Origin of the sequence: Rahnella sp. RFA10(1/100), from assembly GCF_004195115.1 — a bacterium.
Lineage (GTDB): Bacteria > Pseudomonadota > Gammaproteobacteria > Enterobacterales > Enterobacteriaceae > Rahnella > Rahnella perminowiae.
The window spans coordinates 76,195-94,489 of record NZ_SEWR01000013.1 but is presented as its reverse complement, the minus strand read 5'-3'; the positions used below and the strand labels follow the sequence as shown (position 1 = coordinate 94,489).

Annotated in this window: 22 protein-coding genes and 2 pseudogenes; 14 read left to right on the top strand and 10 right to left on the bottom strand. The window is 44.9% G+C overall.

Going from position 1 to position 18,295, the window contains the following annotated elements; genetic code table 11:
• Positions 1-91, top strand: a 91-nt coding sequence (locus ETV65_RS23865; RefSeq protein WP_129952153.1) for an IS3 family transposase, incomplete at its 5' end; no start/stop codon positions are given.
• A gap of 20 nt (positions 92-111) precedes the next feature.
• On the opposite strand, the gene ETV65_RS23860 is transcribed toward ETV65_RS23865, so the two are convergent.
• Together ETV65_RS23860 and ETV65_RS23855 are read right to left on the bottom strand one after the other, a co-directional pair.
• Complete coding sequence (locus ETV65_RS23860; RefSeq protein WP_205951633.1) at positions 112-321, bottom strand: aldehyde dehydrogenase family protein; 210 nt, start codon at positions 319-321, stop codon at positions 112-114.
• A gap of 105 nt (positions 322-426) precedes the next feature.
• On the bottom strand, positions 427-990 hold the full coding sequence (locus ETV65_RS23855) for a TetR/AcrR family transcriptional regulator (protein ID WP_129955559.1): 564 nt from the start codon (positions 988-990) through the stop codon (positions 427-429).
• Positions 991-1,298: 308 nt separating this feature from the next.
• Here ETV65_RS23855 and ETV65_RS23850 point away from each other — a divergent pair, with 308 nt between their 5' ends.
• The gene (locus ETV65_RS23850) at positions 1,299-1,610 is read left to right on the top strand and encodes a barstar family protein (RefSeq protein WP_240782875.1); all 312 of its coding nucleotides are present in this window, start codon (positions 1,299-1,301) and stop codon (positions 1,608-1,610) included.
• Between the two features lie 263 nt (positions 1,611-1,873).
• Here ETV65_RS23850 and ETV65_RS23845 read toward each other — a convergent pair whose 3' ends face one another.
• The 3 genes from ETV65_RS23845 to ETV65_RS23835 form a co-directional block, all read right to left on the bottom strand.
• A complete protein-coding gene (locus tag ETV65_RS23845; protein ID WP_129955558.1) occupies positions 1,874-3,037 on the bottom strand; it encodes a tetratricopeptide repeat protein in 1,164 nt (387 codons plus the stop codon).
• Between the two features lie 434 nt (positions 3,038-3,471).
• Positions 3,472-4,260 carry an aminoglycoside phosphotransferase gene (locus ETV65_RS23840; RefSeq protein WP_129955557.1) on the bottom strand — a complete coding sequence of 263 codons (789 nt, stop codon included), beginning with the start codon at positions 4,258-4,260 and terminating at the stop codon, positions 3,472-3,474.
• A gap of 245 nt (positions 4,261-4,505) precedes the next feature.
• Complete coding sequence (locus tag ETV65_RS23835; RefSeq protein ID WP_129955556.1) at positions 4,506-4,994, bottom strand: OsmC family protein; 489 nt, start codon at positions 4,992-4,994, stop codon at positions 4,506-4,508.
• Positions 4,995-5,209: 215 nt separating this feature from the next.
• Between ETV65_RS23835 and ETV65_RS23830 the strand changes: the two genes are divergently transcribed.
• Positions 5,210-5,851, top strand: coding sequence for a GntR family transcriptional regulator (locus ETV65_RS23830; protein ID WP_129955555.1), 642 nt, complete (start codon positions 5,210-5,212; stop codon positions 5,849-5,851).
• Positions 5,852-6,081: 230 nt separating this feature from the next.
• Here ETV65_RS23830 and tssD read toward each other — a convergent pair whose 3' ends face one another.
• Complete coding sequence (gene tssD, locus ETV65_RS23825) at positions 6,082-6,561, bottom strand: type VI secretion system tube protein TssD (protein WP_129955554.1); 480 nt, start codon at positions 6,559-6,561, stop codon at positions 6,082-6,084.
• A 248-nt stretch (positions 6,562-6,809) separates the two neighbouring features.
• Positions 6,810-7,424, bottom strand: a complete 615-nt coding sequence (locus tag ETV65_RS23815; protein ID WP_240782876.1) for a hypothetical protein — start codon at positions 7,422-7,424, stop codon at positions 6,810-6,812.
• Positions 7,425-7,780: 356 nt separating this feature from the next.
• Between ETV65_RS23815 and ETV65_RS23810 the strand changes: the two genes are divergently transcribed.
• The 6 genes and pseudogenes from ETV65_RS23810 (at position 7,781) to ETV65_RS23780 (ending at position 11,393) form a co-directional block, all read left to right on the top strand.
• Positions 7,781-8,377 carry an amino acid transporter gene (locus ETV65_RS23810; RefSeq protein ID WP_129955551.1) on the top strand — a complete coding sequence of 199 codons (597 nt, stop codon included), beginning with the start codon at positions 7,781-7,783 and terminating at the stop codon, positions 8,375-8,377.
• Positions 8,378-8,617: 240 nt separating this feature from the next.
• The gene (locus tag ETV65_RS23805) at positions 8,618-8,887 is read left to right on the top strand and encodes a hypothetical protein (RefSeq protein ID WP_129955550.1); all 270 of its coding nucleotides are present in this window, start codon (positions 8,618-8,620) and stop codon (positions 8,885-8,887) included.
• 293 nt (positions 8,888-9,180) lie between these two features.
• A pseudogene (locus tag ETV65_RS23800) lies at positions 9,181-9,662 on the top strand (NUDIX domain-containing protein).
• 193 nt (positions 9,663-9,855) lie between these two features.
• Positions 9,856-10,374, top strand: coding sequence for a ClbS/DfsB family four-helix bundle protein (locus ETV65_RS23795; protein ID WP_129955549.1), 519 nt, complete (start codon positions 9,856-9,858; stop codon positions 10,372-10,374).
• Between the two features lie 55 nt (positions 10,375-10,429).
• Positions 10,430-10,648: a hypothetical protein gene (locus ETV65_RS23790; protein ID WP_013575645.1), complete on the top strand. Its 219-nt coding sequence runs from the start codon at positions 10,430-10,432 to the stop codon at positions 10,646-10,648.
• Positions 10,649-11,150: 502 nt separating this feature from the next.
• Complete coding sequence (locus ETV65_RS23780) at positions 11,151-11,393, top strand: hypothetical protein (RefSeq protein WP_240782874.1); 243 nt, start codon at positions 11,151-11,153, stop codon at positions 11,391-11,393.
• A 93-nt stretch (positions 11,394-11,486) separates the two neighbouring features.
• Here the strand turns inward: ETV65_RS23780 and ETV65_RS23775 are convergent, their stop codons facing one another.
• Positions 11,487-11,843 carry a DUF4440 domain-containing protein gene (locus ETV65_RS23775; RefSeq protein ID WP_129955547.1) on the bottom strand — a complete coding sequence of 119 codons (357 nt, stop codon included), beginning with the start codon at positions 11,841-11,843 and terminating at the stop codon, positions 11,487-11,489.
• A 279-nt stretch (positions 11,844-12,122) separates the two neighbouring features.
• Here ETV65_RS23775 and ETV65_RS23770 point away from each other — a divergent pair, with 279 nt between their 5' ends.
• On the top strand, positions 12,123-13,145 hold the full coding sequence (locus ETV65_RS23770) for an IS110 family transposase (RefSeq protein WP_129955546.1): 1,023 nt from the start codon (positions 12,123-12,125) through the stop codon (positions 13,143-13,145).
• A gap of 698 nt (positions 13,146-13,843) precedes the next feature.
• Here the strand turns inward: ETV65_RS23770 and ETV65_RS23765 are convergent.
• Positions 13,844-14,119: a hypothetical protein gene (locus ETV65_RS23765; RefSeq protein WP_129955545.1), complete on the bottom strand. Its 276-nt coding sequence runs from the start codon at positions 14,117-14,119 to the stop codon at positions 13,844-13,846.
• Between the two features lie 907 nt (positions 14,120-15,026).
• Between ETV65_RS23765 and ETV65_RS23760 the strand changes: the two genes are divergently transcribed.
• The 4 genes from ETV65_RS23760 (at position 15,027) to ETV65_RS23745 (ending at position 17,702) form a co-directional block, all read left to right on the top strand.
• Positions 15,027-15,479 (top strand): GNAT family N-acetyltransferase, encoded by a 453-nt coding sequence (locus ETV65_RS23760; protein ID WP_112152623.1) that lies wholly within the window; start codon positions 15,027-15,029, stop codon positions 15,477-15,479.
• A 273-nt stretch (positions 15,480-15,752) separates the two neighbouring features.
• Positions 15,753-16,016 (top strand): hypothetical protein, encoded by a 264-nt coding sequence (locus ETV65_RS23755; RefSeq protein ID WP_112152617.1) that lies wholly within the window; start codon positions 15,753-15,755, stop codon positions 16,014-16,016.
• A gap of 2 nt (positions 16,017-16,018) precedes the next feature.
• Entirely contained in the window at positions 16,019-16,639 is a 621-nt protein-coding gene (locus ETV65_RS23750) for a class I SAM-dependent methyltransferase (protein ID WP_129955544.1), read from the top strand.
• Positions 16,640-17,168: 529 nt separating this feature from the next.
• Positions 17,169-17,702, top strand: a complete 534-nt coding sequence (locus tag ETV65_RS23745; RefSeq protein WP_129955543.1) for a cysteine hydrolase family protein — start codon at positions 17,169-17,171, stop codon at positions 17,700-17,702.
• Positions 17,703-17,825: 123 nt separating this feature from the next.
• On the opposite strand, the pseudogene ETV65_RS23740 reads toward ETV65_RS23745, so the two are convergent.
• Positions 17,826-18,204 (bottom strand): annotated as a pseudogene (locus ETV65_RS23740) (helix-turn-helix domain-containing protein).
• Positions 18,205-18,295 lie beyond the last annotated feature (91 nt).

Genomic DNA, 18,295 nt, shown 5'->3' with positions numbered 1-18,295 from the left:
GGAATACATCGGGTACTACAATCGCGACCGGATCAAAATGAAACTGGATGGTATGAGCCCGGTAGCCTACCGGACTCATATGTTCCCCTGACGTAGTTCTGATGTCCAACTTCAGGGGTTCAGTTCACTGAAGGGGGGGGTAAGGGAGTAAGTTTTAAAAGCTTCTTTTGCAGCAGAAATCGCATGTCGGGTGTCTTCTTCATTGCCCATCAGCACGGTTCCTGTAAGCATATTTGCCGCAGGATTTACAAGGTTAAACTTCTCCTGTCCGACAGAGTCTGTGAATCTACCGCCGATATAGTGTTGCGTAATATGTCTCATGACTTTCTCTCGCTTAATAAATTGGGCCTGTGACATGTCACAGGGTTTATTGGTACTGATTTAAAACTGACTAGTCAGTCATTTAATTGGTTTTTGAGATAGCGATTACAAGCCCAGACCCCGCCAGAACATAGTGAAACCATCAGAAATATATGTTTCTGACTTTTCAGGCTCTTTCATGGAAAACTCAACTGCTGCCTCAGCTAGTGAGGCCATCACAGCCGTCACGAACGCCACGTTCTGACTGATGTCTGATTTTTCAATTTCAATCAGCATATGATTAACAGCATCAAACAAGGCTGATGACTGCTGACGCGTGTTTTCAGTAATAATGCGGGAAGCATTAAGTTGCTGAAGAGTATGATGCTTCTCGGGACTGGCGCATGCCCAGCGGATATAAGATTGCCAGACGTGAAAAGTCTTTTCCCTGATGCTCAACTGGACAGGAAATCCTTCGATAAGTGCTCCAGCCACCTCACTTTTAATGTGAAGATATAGCTCATTAAGTAGCGTCAGCTTGTCCGGAAAATATGTAAAAAGAGAGCCTGTCGAAACACCGGCCTCTTTAGCCATAAGAGATGTTGTCGCTCCCAGACCCTGGATCGCAATAATGTGAAGGGCAGCATCAAGGATAGCAAAGCGTTTTTCCTGTGATAACGGGCGTGCCATACAACATCCTTAGGTGAGTGATTAGTCAATCATAAGCAGGTAAGATAAAATTGCAACCTTTCTTTTTGTTGATTTTATATCCAGCCTTTTTTCATCCTTTGAAGCGATCATTCATTATTAGCTGACTGAGTAATTATATTTTCAAGCGGTCGGGCTTCGATTGTAATGTCCGCTTCTGGCACGAAGCAGACAAACACGTGACGCTGAAGGTCTGCTGAGAGCGATGAGCGGAAGTTGGCAATTGTTAATACCCATAAGGTGGAAATCAATTGCATTTCAACGTGTTAATTAATAGGTAGAAAGTCAAAGTGAGTGAACAGAAAATGAATGTTGGTCAATTGTATTTGGATGGAACGCGTGTCCTAACTGAAAAAGAATTTCATTCCATTATTTCTGCGTCATTAGACTTTGGACCTTACTATGGCAGAAATCTTGATGCATTGTGGGATCGCCTTAGCACTGATATTGAAAGGCCAGTAAAAATAATATGGTTAAATTCCGAGCTATCCAGGGTGGGGCTTGGAAGTTATTTTGACAAAATTATCGCGGTTTTTGAGAGGGTAAAACTGCAAGATCTAAATTCAAATTGGGAAGAGAAGTTCGATTATTTACTGAAATAACTCATGCCAACTGGATATTGGCCTGCTCCCCTTTAGCCAATGTAAGGCGGACTTAATAAAGTCCGCTTTTGGCACCGAACTGCCTGTCAGATGTAATGGTCTAATCAAGCCGTATACTTTGTTAGAGATATAATGGGCAACGCTAACGAGGAAAGAATGCGAAGAAAAACGTTTACCCATGAGTTCAAGCTGGAATGTGTCAATTTGGTTCTGCAGCATAACTGCCCGGTGATCCAAGCTACTGAAGCCTATCTTCACAAATATCAGAATCTTAATATGTTTTTTTCATCACACCCAAATTTATTTCCATTTTTACAAGATTCATTAATCCATTCTTTAGCTAATAACTGGTTTTGTTTGACGCCACGCCCCTCTGCATACATAACACCGAGGACTGCCTGGGAGAACGCATAATCTTGATGTGCAGCCAACGCGGTCCAATTATAGGCTTGAGTTAAATCCATCTTAGCGCCGAGGCCAATCCCATACATCTGGCCTAGACGGGCTTGTGACAATGCGTCCCCCTGCTTTGCCGCCAGCATAACCAACTGAAACGCCTTACTATCGTCCTGTTTCACCCCATCGCCATTCGCGTACATCTGCCCGAGGTTAAACTGTGCAAAAGCAAGCCCCTGGTTAGCGGCTAGCGTTAACCATTCCACTGCTTTGCTATTATCCTGCTTCACACCTTTGCCATGTTTGTACGCCATTCCAAGATTATATTGTGCCTTTGCGAGTCCCTGATTAGCGGCCAGTATTAACCATTCAGCTGCTTTGTCATCATCCTTTTTCACACCTACGCCATTATTGTAGGCTACTCCGAGGTTGAATTGAGCAGGAGCATAACCATGCTTTGCAGCCAAGGTATACCATTCAATAGCTTTGCTATCATCGTGTTTTACACCTTGCCCCGTCGCGTACATATAACCTAGATTCTGCTGAGCATGTTCATCACCTTGTCGGGCAGCCAAGGTATACCATTCAATGGCTTTGCTATCATCGTGTTTTACACCTTGCCCCTTCGCATACCTATAGCCAAGATGCTCCTGAGCATCTTTATCACCTTGTCGGGCAGCTAAAGTGAACCATTCCACTGCTTTGGCATTATCCTGTTTCACTCCATGCCCAAGAGCGTACATTACTCCAAGATTGTACTGTGTAGACACCAGACCTTGCTTGGCAGCTAATGTGTACCATTCAAAAGCTTTGCTATCGTCTTTTTCTACGCCACGCCCTTCCTCGTACATCAAACCGAGAGTACCTTGCGCATATGCATCGCCATTCTTTGCAGCCAAAGTGTACCATTCAAACATTTTGCTAAAGTTTTTATTAACACCCTTACCTACGTCGAACATAAGACCAATATAATACTGAGCACGGGAATTACCGTTATTTGCAAATTTAAGGCAGTGTTCGAAAGAATTCATTGGTATGACTTCGGTATTAAAAACATTCCGGCAGTCCTCCAAACTTTCAGCATTTGAGTTAAAACAGCTAAATGCAATTAAGATGAATAGTGCTTTTTTTTCATAATTAAAGATATCCCTAAAGTGGCATGCCTCTATTTTTTCACTAAATTAGCTTATATGAATTTGGATACTTTCTCCGACTTAAGATTGCGGAGAAGTCATTCTATTAGCTCTAAACCCTGCATCTTACAAAAAACCTTATGAAAATGACAATATTTTGACGTTGAAGTGGTCGACATACATTGGCCAAGATATGAGAGCTTTTCTTGAACAACTTAACGTCTGCTTTTGGCACTGTGATGTCCACTAGAGGGACTCGTACAGCAGCGAAGAGCGGACATTGCTACTCATAGTAGAATCCGCATCATTCGTAGACAAGGGGGTTGAAAATATCAAAGCATTTTTACAGTGTTATCTAACCAGGCGGGAAGATTTTCTCTGTACCACTTGAGATAGAATTGAAAATCACTTTTCTGCCGTTCATTAAGCAGTACGACTACCTCGGTAACAATCCATGCTTTAGCAATCGCAATTTCTTTGGCTAAATCATTAGGATTATAATTCCGCGATATACAGTTATAGCGTTCAGCAAACTCAATAAATTTTTGTTTAAAACCCATTCCCTTTATTAGTGGGGCAAGGTCAATGGCTGGGCTACCAGTGCTGAATCTCTCCCAGTCGAACAGAACTAAATCACCGTTATCCCTTTTTCCCCAATTACCCGCATTACTGTCGCCTGAAATTAAGCACTGACCACTGAAAAGAGCATCACTTGCCTGGTGAAAATACCGTAACTGTTTTGCTGCTCTGTCCGGTAATGCCAACAATATGAGAGATTTTTCAAGGGCTGCTTCTGACCAGGTTAGATTGTGATAAACCCATGAAGGGTCAGGTCGATAGCAATGTAAGCGAGACAGAATTGCCAACACTTCATCTCGTCCAACTTCGTCCTGATCAACTTGGTGTGGGATATATTCCAGTCTTAACTTGCGTGTGGCCGGATCAGCGATCAACAGCTTTGGGGTGGAAATGTCGACCTGAACGAGATGCCTGGCTGCGTGTTGATAAAAATTAAACTCGACATCACTGACAGGAAATTTTTCGATTACCTGATGACCTGCTTCATCCACCAAAAGCGTCACTTTGGCAGTCCCCATGCGTGATAAATTATCATCAGACATACATCTTGCCTTTATCGTTGGCCGGTTGGTTAATTCAGAGGGGTTTGAGTTTAGCGCAATCTGCAAGTCATACAGCAAGTTCGCCTCTCTATAGTTACCACATTATGAAGCGCATAATGTCCGCTTCTGGCACAAAGCAGCCCAAGGCAAATATCAAGGGCTGCTATGAGCGAGGAGCGAGGGTTTGGCTGATACAGTCACTGTTAGCTATCGTCCCGCTGACCGGCGTTATTCGGCATTGAACTTTACACCGTTGCAGAATACGCTTCGTCAGAGATAATAAACTCAGGGTCATAGCTCACGGGGAAGTTTACTGATCTGGCAATAAAGCATACTTTATGGATCTCATGGTGAATAGCCATTGCAGCATCAATATCAGTACCGGCTACGACAGTAATTTTTGGCCTGAGTACGGCGGACAGGAAGCGGCCGGCACCATTTTTTAACACCTCACCTGTTGCTACCGGTGAATCTTCATAATCCATTACAGTGATGCCCGCATCTGATGCCAGATGTAAATACCACAGCATGTGACATGCAGAAAGAGATGATATAAGCAGGTCTTCCGGATTCATTTTACCAGGGTCACCACCCAGTATCGGATCATTAGAACAATGTATTATTTCCTTTCCAGCGACAGCAATATCCCATGTCCGGTCATATGAACGATACCCTGATGTCCCTTTCCCCAGGTTTCCTGTCCAAGATATATGTGACGAATAACTGTGTTCCATAAATTTCCCGCTCCAGTTCTTTATGTCTGCTAGTTAGCAATACACTCTCAGTCGGCCAATGAAATTAACATTTATCTGCTTTTGAAATTCTCACCACTCTCTCCTCTCTACTTTCAGTCACTCCTGGATGAAGCGCGATTTACCGCAAATCGTTGTCAAAGTGCTAATTCAGATGGCATAATGGTATACCATTAAATCACCAAGTAGTAGGTTTTATGAGTTCGGTTATTCTTTCGACCGCGGACATGCTTGCCTTTGAGCTAAAAAATTTAATCAACAACGGCTCGCTGCGGGACGGAGATCGTCTTGTGGAAAGAGACCTCGCCAACCAGTTTTCTGTCAGCCGCATCCCGCTGAGAGAAGCAATCCAGAAACTGGAGAGGGAAGGCTTAGTTGACGTTTACAGAAACCGCGGAGCTGTCGTCAGGACGCTTAGCGCTCACGATGTTGACGAAATTTATCAACTCCGGGCGTTACTGGAAGGTGATGCTATTTTTCAGAGTTATCAATACATGGATTCTGAAACGCTTGCGCGGGCAGAGTTTGTTCACAAACTTCTTGGTAGCGCCAGCGAATCAACACAACAGGGGCAATACAACCGGGAATTTCATGAGCTGTTATACCGCAAGTGTAAAAATCAGCGCCTGCTGAAAATGATAAATGAACTACGAGCGCAGATAGAAAGATATGAGCTCTTGCAGCATCAGTTACTGTCTGAAACGCTCAAGTTTCAGGATGAACATGAGCTTATTTTAAGCGCCTGTCTGCGGGGCGACCCCGCTACTGCTCGCGACTATACTGTTGAACATATTCTTTCTGCCGGGCTGATTCTAAAAAGCTATATGTCCAACCGGTAATTCGGAGGGGCTCGCGATAAAAATCCAAACAACAGAGCTTTTGCTGGATCCGCTTCTGGCACGAAGCGGTCAGGTTGAAGGACCGTAAGGTCTGCTCTGAGCGAAAAGTGTGCGTATTACCAGCCAGCAGCAACCGGCTCCAGGGATGCTTACCCCAAATCTGATTTATTTAACAAAGCCTAAATATCTATATCGAAACACCGCAATGAGCGGTCTTTTCTGTTTTCGGCTTATGCAACCACACGCTCATTCCAGCTGTCTTTAAATATTATGTTCCCGTCTACATATTTCCACTGAATCGACTCATAGCGGATCTCAATATTTTCCAGATGTGTCCCCGTCCCCGAACCAGGATGAAGGCTCGGGGTAATGCCGGTAATCTTCACATTTTCCATCAGAATATTGAAATATTCGGTTTCAACGCCCGCATCTAATATGCGATACATTTTTATTTCTGCAGATTTAAGCATGAGTCCACGACTGATCGCACGGTAAAGTATCGGCGTTGAACGGTCGAATTCCTTTTGGAACAATATCGGAGAGTGAATACGCGTACCAGTCAATTTCCCTGTGTTTCTGTCTGCCGGAACGGTCAGATTATGTGAAAGGGATTTTATCTCAATTGAGCCGATGCGCCCGACAACTTCACAGTTGCCGGTAATAGGAGAACCATTTTCATCTGTTAACCATAAATAAGCCGGATTAGACATTTTATTTCCTTAATGTTGAGTTTCGACTTCTTTCCCGATAGTCTTCTAATTTGGCGACGCCTCTTGACACTGAGAAGAAAATTATCAGCCATACGGCGGCATAAACGAATTTCAGCGGCCACGCCACGGGCAGCATCAGACATCCGATTAACCCGCCAACGAATAACACGGATTCAAAAAAATTCCATATCCTAGCGGCGGTAAATAACACCATTTTCACCCCGCTTTTCAGTACCCTGCGTAGCCGCTTATTGTGTGACATGCAGCTTTCGCCCTACAGCATCGATTATCCTGTCAAACACAGGCTGGCCGCGTGTGACACCAGCATGGACAGCGTCAATAAACGGTTTAACGGCGGGTTCAAACAAAAAATAGGTGAGGTCATAATCGTGTGGCCGGAGCAGCGCGTAAATTTCCGGTGCCTCGATGGCGAGGCTTTCAGACATTCTTATCGAGCGTTCGCTCATTCCCCCGATAAGCAGAATCATCGTCATCCTGCCGATCCAGTTTTTGGCACTTTGCGCACCAATAAATGACACTCTCGTCAGCACCGCCGACCCAATTATCGCAATAAGTTTCGCGGTAAGGAATCGCCCGGCCATTGAGGAAACGGCACCGCGATAGGCATTTTTTTGCTGAGATACGGAGGCGTATTTATCGAATTCTTTAAATATGATCTCTACGGCATTGGTTATATGTTTATAATTCAGGATGTCATTATGAATTGCTTCCGCCATGCGAAAACGTTGTGTCTGATGCGCATAACGGGAATCGGTATCCATATATCCCCAGGCGAGATAACCCATATCGAGCGGAACGGTAAGCGCACCGTTTATTAATCCGGTAATTGTGGCGGGCAACATGATGATGTCTGCAATTCTGTTCGCAATGTCTTCTATATCACTTGTTATCTTATCGACTGCTACCACGGTACACCTCCCTGGTTTCGTGTTCGCATAAACTTAATACAGATAAGGTTAAATAACGAAATACTATATTACTACCTTTACCGCTGAAACGCGCGTCCGGACACTGAATATCAGGGGGCGGTCTAGAACTACCAGACTTCCGCTTTTGGCACAAAGCGGACATACGCGGTATGTGATATCGTAAAGCCAGACGCATCAATGTTATCGTCGTCCGCGATGCGAAGGGCCGTTATACCTAACTGAGTAATGCGGCGGTCGAGTAGATAGAAAGGCAGAGGATGAGGATGAGGATGCAGCATATTCCCGATGATGCGTGGGATGCCTGGACACCGGAACTGCTTTTTCAACGCTTCCGCTATCAGAGTTCGCCTTGGTACGTTGTCGGTGGTTGGGCACTGGACCTGTGGCAGGGCTACCAGACCCGCGATCATGAGGACCTGGAGTTTTGCATACTTTCCGAGGATATCGATCTTTTTCGCTCCCAGTTACCCGAGCTAGATTTTTTCGAGGTCCATAACGGCATGTTTGCTTATCTTGCTCCTGAAATGAGGCCTCGACCAGAGACCTACCAATTGTGGGGAGCCGACACGACCAACGCTTGTTGGCGAATAGACATGATGATCGAACATGGCACCCCGGAAATCTGGACTTATAAGCGCGACCCATCGTTCCGTTTGCCTAGGTCGACTGTCGTTCGAGAAACACCATCCGGAATTCCTTATCTCGCTCCTGCTCTCGTCCTTTTGTTTAAGGCAAAACACATTCGGCCCAAAGATGCTGCAGACTTCCATGCTGCGCTGCCGAAGCTTCACGTTCAGGAAAAAGCCGACCTACAATGTTGGCTGGAGGCGATGTATCCTGAACATGAATGGATCACACAGCTTTAAGGAAAGGCAGGATGACCGCTATTGGCACAGAGCAGACAAACACGTGATGCTGAAGGTCTGATCGTGCCCAAAAAGGTAGGAAAGTCATTTACCCAACACGAATCTGACTTCACGATGCAACTTGTTAAGGACATGATCATTGATAAGAATTTTGATTAACCATTTTGTTTGAGTGGGTATGCAAGTCATTACTTGTTATGACTCTTTGAGATCAGGCTAAAATGTAAAAGGTCAGAAAGGATGAACAATACTAATTGGACTTGGGAAACACATTTCAATATAGACAGCTCAGTACTTCTTAAAATTGTGGTGGTAGTACTTCTTTTAGTTTGGGGTTGTGCTGAGCTGCGGAAAAGAAGGGAAAAAAAACCAAATTTAGAAGCTTCAATCTCAAAAGCCAACGCCAGAGAACGCTACGAATGGCGCTATATAAGATATCCATTTAAGGTGCTACAGATTGCATTCACTCTGTATATTTTATGGTCAGTCATTCACTACCTTTTAACATAAATCCTAAACTATTTTTCATCATAGACTTAATCCTATGGCTGATAACTTTTGATTTACTCTGTCCGCTTCTGAAAAAGAGTCGAGAACACCTTTTCCAACCCTTTGATATATTCTCAGCTTTAGTAAAATTGCTCTGCAGCCCTAGAAAGATCACCGGCAGCTATGGGTGAAGAGCAGACTTTGAATGCGGTTATAGCAGCAAGAAAATACCGCTCTATTAGGCCATGAAGGCTGAAAATTATGGTTATATATAAATCAAAAGTCAGGGTTAATACTTTATTTAAGGGGGATTTGTGCGAACTCGTCCATCATCTCGGTTAATAGTTCTTTCGCCTGAAAATCACGTCTTGCTCTTTAACTTCTGCCATAAAGGTGATGCCTTGAGCGTCAAGAAATGCTGGGCAACTCCAGGTGGAGGACTTGAACACAATGAATCTTTCGAGCAGGCTGCTTTACGCGAATTACTTGAAGAAACGGGGCTGATAAGAACAGCTGCAGGACCGCAGATAGCATCCAGAACCTTCACAATGATGCTACCAAGTGGGGAGACTGTTCTTGCTGAAGAGCGTTTCTTTATTATTAATACAAATAAATCAGATATTGATCGCTCAAGGTGGAGTAGCAACGAAAAAAATTTATTCGCGATCATTACTGGTGGACAATAGAAGAGCTCAGACATACCGATGAAATAATCTTCCCACTCGATTTGATCCTTAACATACTTGAAAGCAAGTTAACCGACTCCCTAGTATTTAATGTATCGAAAATACCTTGATTTCCGCCTCTGGCACAGGGCTGCTGTCGCAGCCCCTGATAGCCTCAAACCTCGAGTGATTCATGTGCCTTGAACAAAGAGAGAGCTGTTTACAGGGACTTCCACTTTCTTGCCAAGAAGTACATAATTGATTGATATTTAAACACCACATGGCGTCTTTATGGATTTCTTCTGAAGTGCGGGGTAACTCTGTATGAATGTGCCGCAAACAAAATCTGAATTGCTTTTAGCAATCGATAAAAATTTCAATAAATTAATTAGTTATCTTAATGCCATCCCCCCTGAACTCACCTTAGATAACTCAATGGATGGACACTGCAAGGGCACGGAAATCAGTGTTCGAGATCTGGTTTCCTATCTGCTCGGGTGGAACACTCTGGTTGTAAAGTGGATCACTTCCGACGGGAAAGGATTGCCTGTTAATTTCCCAGAAACCGGTTTTAAGTGGAATCAACTTGGGCTTCTGGCGCAAAAATTTTACTCTGATTATAGCGAATTGGATTATAACGTGTTAATTACTGAGCTCGAGGAAGTAAAAGATGAAATAGTGAAACTTATTGATGGGCTCACTGATGACGCTTTGTATGCTAAACCATGGTACACAAAATGGACTATGGGGCGAATGATCTCATTTAACACATCATCTCCCTATGCCAATGCTAATGGCAGATTAAGGAAATGGGCGAAAAATAATAGTATCAGCTTAAAATAAAAAAACTCTGTGAATTTGTCACCTTTACTTTGATGAAAATGCCGGGAGATTAATAATGCTGATCTACAACGTTTTTGGACGGCATCTTGGGATCAAACGTGAGGGGGAGCGCTGGCTGGTATTCCGCGCAGACCTGACAGAGCGAAAATTTTCCCGGCTTTACGACATCGCAATTCCGAACGATCTGACAGAGGCAGAAATTCCAGGTTGGCTTGATGACATTTTACATGAGGCGGCAACAGAGCGTCATCCGGAGGTGAAGCGTGTCGAATAAGAAATCTGGCTTGCATACGTAAGTATCCCGCTTAACCGGAGCATTCACTAATAGAGATATTTTGTCACGCCATCCGGACATCGCCTCCTCACCATTGACAACTAATACGCTGTGCTGCTTGTCATGTCCGCCTCCGACACAGTGAGAAGCGGACATCGTTTTTCGGTCAGGATACCAGCTATGATAAATTATTGATGAAAAGGCATTCAATTGATAGAAATCGGCGAAGGTAATAAAAGGGAGGTGTGATGTTTACCCCAGAGTTTATTAATGATGAACATGGAGAGTTTCTACTTGTAGCCAGCCACAGCCTGGCATCCCCGGAATCTATAAAACTCAGTATTGCGTACAATATTGCCAGAATATCTTACGGACTATCACAGCTTCCATCGCACATTCGAACTTGCCGGGTCGTCTATGATATTAGAGGACAATCAATCCCTGACCAGGTCCTGGCCCAGGTCAGACAAGCGTTTGAGCAGGTAGCCATTGTGGAGTTTAAATGCTGATGGGACTTCAGTTAATTGTAAAAGCAGAGCGTAAGAAGATAGAAAAATCGTTGGGGTCATTTACATCAGAATGTGAAATATTCCCGGTCGCTGAAGACCTTTTCGGCATTTCAATTCCAGAGCGAATTCTCTCATCCGTGGGTGAAGATGTTGTTCTACAGAAACTTGAACAACTCAAGCGTTTTGACCTTTGGCAGGGGGCCTGGCAAGAACCCAAGCGACGTTGGCTTTGGTGAGTTTCAGCTTTGAGCGGGGAGCTGACATTGGCTTTTCATGCCTGTAAGAGATACCCACCGGGCTGATGGTTTTTTAGCGTGTCATTGCCAAACTTATACCGCACCTGCCTCTGGTGTTCCCTGATGGAAAGCCAACTCCCATTGCCCCTTGTCAGAATACACCCAGCAAGAAGAACGTAGGGATGCTCGGCTGCCGTCCGAATTAAACGTCTTGTAGTGCAAAATGGCGCAGTACTCTCCTATGCTGAGCAGCCGGAAATCACTGCTAAGAATGATCGTTGGACTTAATTCGCCAGTCAGAGATGCTATCGTCTCCGCGCGGTCAACTATTACGCCTGACCGTGTAATTTCCCGAAATTCCGGATGCAAAATCTGTTCAAGCAATTTCCGATCATTCCTCCGGGCACCGTGAAGACTGCATTCGAGTGCTTTCAGCTTTTCCAAGAGCATTTTGCTCCCCCTAATTGAACCCTGACAGTTGAATGAATTTATCATAATAGCCAAGGCTAATCTTTAATGCTCCCGAGAGGTAACTTTGAAGTGGTCGACATACATTGGCCAAGATATGAGAGCTTTTCTTGAACAACTTAACGTCCGCTTTTGGCACTCAACTGCCTGTCATGCCTGCTTTAAAAACTGGCTTAACGAATGGAAGGGACTTCTCCTGGATATGCACCTGATTAACTTTCGTGCAATCATGGAATAAATATTGACCCAGAGGGATTCGTTATGACCATCACTACTGTCGGTATCGATCTTGCTAAAAATGTGTTTGCAGTTCACTGCGTTGACCAAAATGGTAAAGCAGTTCTGGTTAAACCCAAGGTGTCACGTGCAGCCCTTCCTGAACTCATCGCAGGTTTACCTCCCTGTGTAATTGGAATGGAAGCCTGCTCGGGTGCCCACTATTGGGCAAGATTATTCAGGCGGTATGGCCATGATGTCCGGTTGATGGCCCCAAAATTTGTCTCACCCTATCGCATGGCGGGCAGGACCGGGAAAAATGATGCAGCTGATGCAATAGCTATTTGTGAGGCTGTGCAGCGGCCGTATATGCGCTTTGTACCCGTCAAAGACGAAAGTCAGCAGGCAATGCAGTGCTTGCATCGGACAAGGCAGGGATTTATCCAGGAAAGAACGGCAACGTATAACCGTCTTCGGGGTCTGGTATCCGAATTTGGGATTATCGCCCCACAAAGCACTGATGCTCTACGTCATATTGTTTCTGACCAGAGGGAAACTCTGCCAGTACAGGTCAGGCTTTGCATTGATGATCTATTGGCTCATATAACTAATATTGAAGAAAAAATCGCCGAATATGACAGGGTATTATCTCGTGTGGCCAAAACAGACCATCGCAGCCAGCAGTTAATGGAACTGAAAGGTATTGGCCCCACAACAGCGAGTGCACTGGTCGCCAGTATTGGCAACGCACATGATTTTAAAAACGGGCGCCAACTGGCAGCCTGGCTGGGGTTAACGCCATCGCAATACAGCAGTGGTGGAAAATCAAAACTTGGCAGAATAACGAAAGCCGGTGATTCATATCTGAGAACGCTGCTGGTACAGGGAGCTCGTTCTGTGATGATAGGGGCAGAGAATAGAACGGACTCGTTTAGCCGTTGGGTCTGCTCGTTGATTGGCAGGCGGGGATACTGGCGTGCTGTCGTTGCAATCGCTGCCAAGAATGCGAGGTTGTGCTGGGCATCATTACATTACGGCGATGACTTCAAACTGTATTCGGCAACATGAAAAATTTAACTGTGTAGTAACTGAACTGCAACTCGTTGATGGTAAAGGGTTAGACCCCCGTGAGAAGTATCTGCATATCCTACTGGATATTACTATCCGATTAACGAAGGAGGATCTCACGAGCGTCTTTCATCAGGGTCCGAATCAATAGAGATTCAACGTGACCGTTTATAGTAGCGCAGTCTTATCCCTTGCCCTTCATTGATGAACAGACAGAAATTAAAAACCGGCGTTGACTGTTCGGGGAAGCCCTTATAGTAGGATACTTTCAGCTTTCCAGGTGGCTGCCAATCAGGCTATATCATTTTTTAACGGAACTGATTGTGGCTAACTGTTTGTTTCCGGTTGCTTTCACGATGGACGTTTACCGTGGCCCCACAACTTACAGGCCAACCAATTGCATCTTTTTGACGCTCGCATTGAAACAATATTATTTGAGCAACTTCTTCCTCAATAGCATGGTGCGTACTCGGTGTAATTGAGACAGGACTCACCTGGCCCTCCATTTGCCCCGGGAGAACCATCAACCAGAACGAATCCATTAACGTTGTGTTGCGTTGATGGCCATCTGGACGATGCGTCCGCATGGGCGAACGATGTTGACGCCAAATAAACGAGAACTGTAAATATATAGATTAGTTTCAGACGCATAAGCAGCACCTTTTTGGAAAAACACTATTTGCCTGAAAGCGCTTACCTTAATTGCTACATGGGATGGCGGTGCCGCCTTTACCAGCCGCACCGCCTTTACCTCCTTTACCGCCCTGCCCGTTGTTACCGTCCTTACCTGGCTGCCCATCTTTACCGGAATGCCCGCATTTTACCGTCACTGCCTTAAGGGAACTGGCCTGGTCTGCTGACACAGGGATTGTGGCTGTACTGTTCTGCGTTATAGCATCTTCAGCATGTACTGCACCCGACAAGCAAAACTCAGTACAAAACAAAAATGCTACTAATTTAAGATTCATATTCACAAAGAAGTCTCCTCAACTGCGTGTTATAAAAACTGCCAGATCGTGTGATCTGGCAGCATGGGATTTATATGACCGCCATCGCCACCATTATCGCTACCGCTTCCTCCGGTTCCCCCCGCGCCCCCTGCTCCGCCATCGCCTGCAAGAATAATCAGATGGTCAACAGAAGATGTATTGAAGTGATGGAGTGGTTCCGCTGCTCTGGATAACCCGTAAAGGAGATAAATAACAACGCTGCAATTCTGCTTACTTTCATAATTAAAACCTCATTGTCAAAAGTTGGGGTTCTATTTCTGGCAAAAGAATGCCTAATAACCTTGCAGAATAAACATAGCAACCGATTTGTGAGGTCTTTATTTAATAATGTAATATTATATTTCCTTGCGAGTTTTTTATTGTTGTTGAGCGGGTGATTTATTTTCAATTTTTATTTTTTGTTTATGTATTGTTTACGTGGGTAGTTAAATAATCCGTTTTCAATCCACTCTTCCAGTTATTGTAAAAGCTAAATTCAATATGAAGAATGATTGCTTTGTCAAAAAAACTTAATAAACATAAAGGGAAATGATTACGTGTGAATTTAAAACCAGCAGTGATGAGATTCAACGCAAATGATCTCACTCTGCTTTTGTAGGGCTTGCCTGGAAACCGAACAATACCCTGCGTTAAGCCTGTTTTTTAAGCAGGCATGACAGGCAACTTTGAGCGAAATATCTGCTGGCACTGGAAGTGCGAAAGTCGTCCTTACAGAAGCCATAAAAAGCTTGTCGAATGTCTCAGGGCGTGAAGCGGACATAGCATCACCGGGATAGCCAGAAATCAGAGTTGTCCCGTCACCGGTTTCGGGATGCTGCTTTTCCAGGCAGGATACTCTATGCTGGTGAGAATTACTTTGTAGGATATGAACATGATAACAGTAGAGAAATCAGATCCATTTTCTTCAGAATCCCATCGATTAATCGAGATGCTGTCAGCTGAACTTGCCGCTATTACGGGTGATAACGGCAAAAGCAATTTCACTGTTGATGCAATGAATGGTGATAAAGCGTTATGGGTATTGGCAAAGAATGCTCATGGCGATGCGATAGGATGCGGTGCTATCCGGCCATTAACGCAAAATATAGCCGAGCTTAAAAGAATGTTTTCAGACCGAAGTGTGCCAGGCGTGGGTAACGCTTTACTCACTTTCCTGGAAATCTCCGCAAAAGAAATGGGATATCTCGAACTGAGACTGGAAACCCGACATATCAACCATCGGGCCGTAAATTTTTACAAGAAAAATGGGTATGTCCGTATTGAGAATTATGGTCCATACACAGGCAGAGAAGAGGCCGTCTGTTTCGCAAAAACATTGTGCTAATTGCATTAATGGATCCTGATGCCCGCGCCTGGCACCAGAAAAAAGAGTTGTCATACCTGCTACGCGCGAGGGGCAGACCTCGCAATATCCTCTCATTTAGTGACCTGCAAATACCGGCTTTTTATGTCATATCTGCCTGATCTCACCTCCGTTAATCATGTTTAATACCGCGAACTTTGGCAATAGGTCATCCTCAAGAAAATCACAGGTTGCCTCTTTTGCAAACAATGTATACATTGTATACATCAATTGCGGATTGACGCTGAGGAAAACATGAGCAGAAAAAATAATGTAGTAACCGTAAGATTAACTGATGAACAACTGAAGGTTTTCACAGACTGGAAGGAAAAATTAGAGGATGAATTAGGGATCGATGTGCCTTTGGGGGCTGTTATCCGCAGGGCATTAGATGGCGCTATTCAGATGTATAACCAGCGTATGGAGCATGAAGTCCAGGCGGAAGTAAATCCGGACGAACGTACTGCCCGAACACAAGGTGCTAACGCCTATATCAGTGACTACAAGGAAGGGAAATAATCATGACCATCATCGACAGTAAAGCACATCACGCAGGGTTCAGAGAGCATTATGTCGATAACGCTAAGCCAGTGTGGGATATCGGTCGCCCGCAAAAACCTTTCATCGAAAGCGCCTCTGATATACGTGGGCCAATCTTAGATATTGGCTGTGGCACGGGTACGCTTGCCACTTATTTCGCTAAGCGTGGTGAGCAGGTTACCGGGATTGATTTTGTCGAAGAGGCGGTCGGGCGTGCTGCCGCGAAGGCGAAAGCAGCGGGTCTTAACATCGACTTTATGGTTAAAGACTTTTTCACTATTGGCAGTTGGGATCGGAAGTTTCGGAGCATTATTGACAGTGGGCTGTTTCATATTTTTTCAGGCGATGAGGTGAGAAAGGCTGCTTACCTGAATATCGTGAGTAAATTACTCAGCGATAATGGCCGACTTTATGTTCTGGCCTGCAAAAAAGAAACCGGGATCGATGCAGGTGTTAACGCTGATGAGATTTTTGAGACCTTCCGTGAACGCTTTATCGTTGAGTCATTGCATGAGTTTGAGGCCGAAACCGTCATTGACGCAGCGGAAAACATCCCCGGCAAGCAGTGGCTAAGTTATTTTGCGGTGATTAAAAAACGCTAATGTTAAAGGGGACTGCGTCCCCCATTTTCAGGGTCTGAGGTTCCGGGATAAAAGTGAGAATCAAAGTTCGAATCCTGCTGCTCGGGCATTTCTGAATCATCTGGTTGAACATTTTTAAATTCTTTTAACCTGCCTGAGTATATTCAGGTCGTCAGAATGATGAATCTGTCCGCTATAAACGAGGGGCGGAAGCTGGTTTCCCACGCCTTTGCACGGTAAATATTGGGCAGTAAAGGCAGCGCTTCGTTCAGATTATATATTGAAATCGATATTTATTTGATGTTATAAGAAAAAAGCAGTTTTATGATCCCTTCTGTTTCCTGTTCCTGATATTCAATGAATAAGTCATAAATGAAGGTTAGAAAATGATTAAGTCAGTTCAGCCAACAATGACAGTCACCACCACCGCATCTTGCGGCGGTGTGGGCGTATCTGTGACTGGCTCCTGACAAAACAGATCCTCACTCCCCGCCAAACCGGACGGGGAAGAAAATTTCTCCGTTCATAACATTCTGAATGGAGACACATCGTGATTTCATCTGATAATGCACTTTTAGTCATTGATATGCAACAGGGGCTTTTCCGTGGCCCGGCCTCTCCGCATTGCGCAGAAGCTGTTCTGTCGAATATTTGTTTGCTGATTGCAAAAGCGAGGCAGGTTCAGGTGCCCGTCTTTTTTGCCCGCCACACAGGACCTGATGACTCCCCCTTCTCAGAGCAGAGTCTGTTAACACAGCTGATACCCGAAATGAACGTTAACGCTGAGCGGGATATCGTCTTTATTAAAAAGTACCCCAACTGTTTCCGCGATACCGACCTGCAGCTTCAACTCTGCCAGCGAGGAGTGAAGCAGCTGGTTATCGCCGGGATGAAAACAGAATTTTGTGTGGACACTACCTGTAGAGCCGCGTCGGAACTGGAATTCAGGACCGTGCTGATTTCAGATGCGCATACAACAATGGATAACGATCATTTATCAGCAAATGAAATCATTGAACATCACAATGTTACGCTTGCCGGACCGTTCGTGTCGCTTTCGACCGCGGCGGGCTGGAGCTTTTGATGAACTAAGAGCCGTCCGCAGGACGGCTAAAAAGGCTGATTTTCGCTCCTGGCACTCAGGGGAAAACACGTGACGCTGAGGGTCTGCTGCGAGCGAATAGAGGACTTACGCGCTCAATTCCTTTTACTTCTCCTCTGCGCGTGCTTTCTGTTCTGTGGATGGCATCGGCAGATTCCTGGTTGTTGATTCCTGTGTCAGTGCGTCGTTTTCCACAGCACCCAACAAAGCATCCAGCAGCCCGGGAAAGCGAGCATTAAGATCTTCCCGGCGCAGCGATAGTAAATTTTCGCGCCCGCAAGGGCGCTGCCAGATAACGCCACTATCACGTAAGACACGCCAGTGGTGTCAGCGTCGATTTAGGAATCCCACTCAGCACGGCGCTACAAGCATGCTCACCGCCGCCCGCCAGCACCTGAACCACCGTCAGACGTAATGGATTCCCCAAAGCTGTCAGCACATTTTCAAGACGTATTTGTTCCGCATCAGGGTGTTTAGAAAGCATGGGGTTTCTCAGCAGATTGTAAACATGCCAACACTATACTTTAAATTTTATCGATTGACTAATGTACGAGTACATACATACATTAAATGTA